Source organism: Streptomyces graminilatus (genome assembly GCF_001418565.1).
GTDB lineage: Bacteria > Actinomycetota > Actinomycetes > Streptomycetales > Streptomycetaceae > Streptomyces > Streptomyces graminilatus.
Map to the genome: position 1 here is coordinate 1 of NZ_LIQQ01000816.1, position 2937 is coordinate 2937.

The 2937-nt window shown below is 67.9% G+C and carries 4 protein-coding genes and 1 pseudogene; 3 read left to right on the forward strand and 2 right to left on the reverse strand.

All coding sequences use genetic code 11. From position 1 onward, the window contains the following. Positions 1–127: 127 nt before the first annotated feature. Both AOK08_RS48300 and AOK08_RS41840 read right to left on the reverse strand, forming a co-directional pair. A partial coding sequence (locus AOK08_RS48300) for a Scr1 family TA system antitoxin-like transcriptional regulator (RefSeq protein WP_241827329.1) occupies positions 128–399 on the reverse strand: 272 nt, incomplete at its 5' end. Positions 400–401: 2 nt separating this feature from the next. Then, a pseudogene (locus AOK08_RS41840) lies at positions 402–927 on the reverse strand (Scr1 family TA system antitoxin-like transcriptional regulator); the annotation flags it as partial. A 194-nt stretch (positions 928–1121) separates the two neighbouring features. On the opposite strand from AOK08_RS41840, the gene AOK08_RS41845 reads away from it, so the two are divergent. From AOK08_RS41845 to AOK08_RS41855, 3 genes are all read left to right on the forward strand, one after another. Beyond that, a complete protein-coding gene (locus AOK08_RS41845) occupies positions 1122–1568 on the forward strand; it encodes an ATP-binding protein (RefSeq protein ID WP_055535811.1) in 447 nt (148 codons plus the stop codon). 35 nt (positions 1569–1603) lie between these two features. Beyond that, positions 1604–2170, forward strand: a complete 567-nt coding sequence (locus tag AOK08_RS41850) for a Uma2 family endonuclease (RefSeq protein WP_079054588.1) — start codon at positions 1604–1606, stop codon at positions 2168–2170. 93 nt (positions 2171–2263) lie between these two features. Then, positions 2264–2937 (forward strand): trypsin-like serine peptidase (locus AOK08_RS41855; RefSeq protein ID WP_055535813.1); only part of this gene is annotated, 674 nt, incomplete at its 3' end.

Sequence of the window (2937 nt, forward strand, 5' to 3'; positions counted from 1 at the left end):
GGGTCGCCGCTTTCGGTGAGGTGGATTGTCCGGGGCGTGGTGAGGGTGGTGGCGATGTGTATGCAGGAAGCGCCCTCGGAGCAGTACGACGACTTCTGCCGGTGCGGGGTCATGGGGAGGCGTCCCTTCACAGGTCTCGGATCACTCTGTGGATGAGGTCCTGGGTCTTCTCCGGGGCGAGCGCGACAGCCTCAATACGGTCGAACAGTGTTCGGTACTTGCGCAACTCCGCCTCGGCGTCGAGGAACGCGACGCCATGGGACTGGTCCAGCTGGACGGTGTCCAACTGCGGCACCGGGCCGCGGGCGTAGTAGATCGACTGTCCGGATCCCGGGTAGGCGCCGACGTCGAAGGTGATGGCGCGGAGGGTGACGTGATTCCGTTCGCTCATGTCGAGCANNGGGCGGCCTCGTGGACGATCGCCTCGTACGGGGTCGGGGCGCCGTCACGGAAGAGGATCGCCTGCCGTTTGACCCGGAACGAGATGCGGTGCTCGATGTCGGGGGGTGACAGCTCGGTGACCGCCTGCCGGAAGATCTCAAGGGCGTACTCGCGCGTTTGGAGCAGGCCGGGAACGCGGGCGGTCGTGGAGTCGCGCAACGAACGGGCGTGATGCTCCAGTTCGGCCAGGTCCAGGAGGGGGGCGGGGAGGATCTCGCGGTACTCCTCCCACCAGCCGCGCTTGCGGTCACCGGTCATCCGGGAGATCGCCTCGACGAGGGCCGTGTCCGCGCAGTCGTAGTGGTCGGCCAGGGTTCGAACCCGGTCGGCGCTCACACCCGACCGGCCGGCCTCGATGTTGCTGATCAACGTCTGGTTGGAACCGAGCAGTTGACCGGCCTCCGTGGCGGTCAGGCCCGCGCGCTCCCGCAGTTTGCGCAGCTCAGCGCCCAGGCGGAGTTGACGACCCGTCGGGTTGGTCCTCACGGGCTAGACCTCTTCCTTGCCATGGCTGTCACTCACAAGAGTGCAGTAAAATCTGTTTTCGCGATTCCAGGTAATGCATTACCTATCGATTGCTACCTTATGGCTGGGCCTCTCGCCCCAGAAGTGCACCGCCCGACGAGGCGGCACCGCCACTGGGCAACCGTCCAACTCCCCTCAGTGATCGGAGACTTCCGATGGCCACCGTATCCCCGTCCTGGAACTACACCCTTCAACTCCCGCGCGATCCACGCTCGCCCGGTATCGGGCGCGCGACCGTGCGGACCGTTCTGGCCGCGCGTGGGCTCGCCGAGGCCATCCCCGCCGCTGAGCTTCTCGCCTCCGAGCTGCTCACCAATGCCCACCGGCACACCGACGGGCCGTACGCCCTGCGCCTCGTCCGGCTCGGCGAGTCGGGCCGGTTCCGGGTGGCCGTCTGGGACGCGGATCCGAGGGTTCCGGCTGGGTTCGGAGCCGACGGTGCCCTCGTCGGCGTACCCCCGGCGGACGGTGAATGCGGCCGGGGGCTGCATCTCGTACGGGCCTGTGCGGACTCGTTGGGTGTCTCGGTGCTGCGGGAGCTGGGGGCCTCGAAGGGCGGGAAGCTGCTGTGGGCCGAGTGTCAGTGGGGTGGCCTAGGGTGATGGGAGGTTAGCGGAGTGTTATTGAGGGGGGCGGTATGACTCAGGTCGGACAGCGGCGCGAGGGGGCCCGTGCGCACGTGCGAGCCATGTCCGTGTCGCTCGTGGTGTCCCCGACGCCGCCCGGGAAGCACGCGGGTGTGGTCAAGCAGGTGCGTCGGCAGCTTGAGGCGGTTGCGCTGCCTGACGGTCTGGATGTGTACGAGGTGTCCTCGATCGCGTTGCCCGGGGATCCGGACGACTACGCGACGCCGGACCTCATCGTGCTGCCCGTCGAATGGGAGGACGACGATGACTGGCTGGCCGACGCCGCAGATGCCGCGCTTGTCGTCGAGGTCGTCTCCCAGTCCGAGAAGTCCCGGGACATCAGGGACAAGGCCGACTGGTACGCCGTCGTTCGTGTGCCCGTGCTGTTCGTCATCGATCCCAGGAAGAGCACCTGGGCCTTGCACACCCGCCCGGACAACGGCGCCTACCGTGATGTGCTGCCGGGCAAGTTCGGGGAGTCCGTTCCGCTGCCCGAGCCGTTCGGGGTCGAGATCGTGACCGACGGTTTTCCCGTGTACGGCGAGGCTCCACGGGGGGCCCGTAGATCCGGGGGGTGAGCCTCTCCGCCGGATCAAGTTTTACCGGTTCACGGAGAATTTTCAGCGAGGAGCTGTACCCGTTCTTGTGTTCGCGCGTCAGAGTGGCCCCTGATGACGCGCCTCATTCGTCCCCCTGACATCCGGCGGCACGCGTTGCTTTCCCTCGTCGCGCTGCTCGCCGTCACGTCCGTATCCGGTGCCGCCCACGGCAATGCCGCACGGGAGTCCCTCGGTGCCGCCGGTGTCGCCGGTATGTCCGGTGCGGTTCCGGCGGTGCCTAGAAGTGCCCGGGTGGGGGCCTTGTTCGGTGGTGATCTGGAGGGGGGTCACTTCTGTACGGCCTCCGTCGTGCACAGTGGCGGCCGGGATCTGATCCTCACCGCCGCGCACTGTCTGGGCGGGGACGGGGACACCGATGTCGTCTTCGCGCCCGGGTATCGGAAGGGGCAGGCGCCGTACGGGTTGTGGCGGATTACGAAGACCTTTGTGCCGGCCGCCTGGAGCGATCGGTCCGATGAGGACAGTGACTTCGCCTTCGCCGCCGTCGCCTCCAAGGACGGGCGGGCCGTCGAGGACGTGGTGGGGGCGAACGTCCTTGCCACGGGGCGGGCGACCGGGGCCGGCGATGTCGTCGTCACCGGGTATCCCAACGTGCAGGAGGTGCCCCGCACCTGTACCAACCGGCCCACCGCGCAGAGCCGTACGCAGCAGCGCATCGACTGTCCCGGCTTCACCGACGGTACGAGCGGGAGTCCCTGGGTGGATGCCGAGGGGGAGGTGGTGGG

What these genes read in the sequence shown, in the direction of transcription:
- AOK08_RS41850 (WP_079054588.1), top strand. Translation starts at nt 1,604, where the DNA reads ATGACTCAGGTCGGACAGCGGCGCGAGGGGGCCCGTGCGCACGTGCGA.
- AOK08_RS41845 (WP_055535811.1), top strand. Translation starts at nt 1,122, where the DNA reads ATGGCCACCGTATCCCCGTCCTGGAACTACACCCTTCAACTCCCGCGC.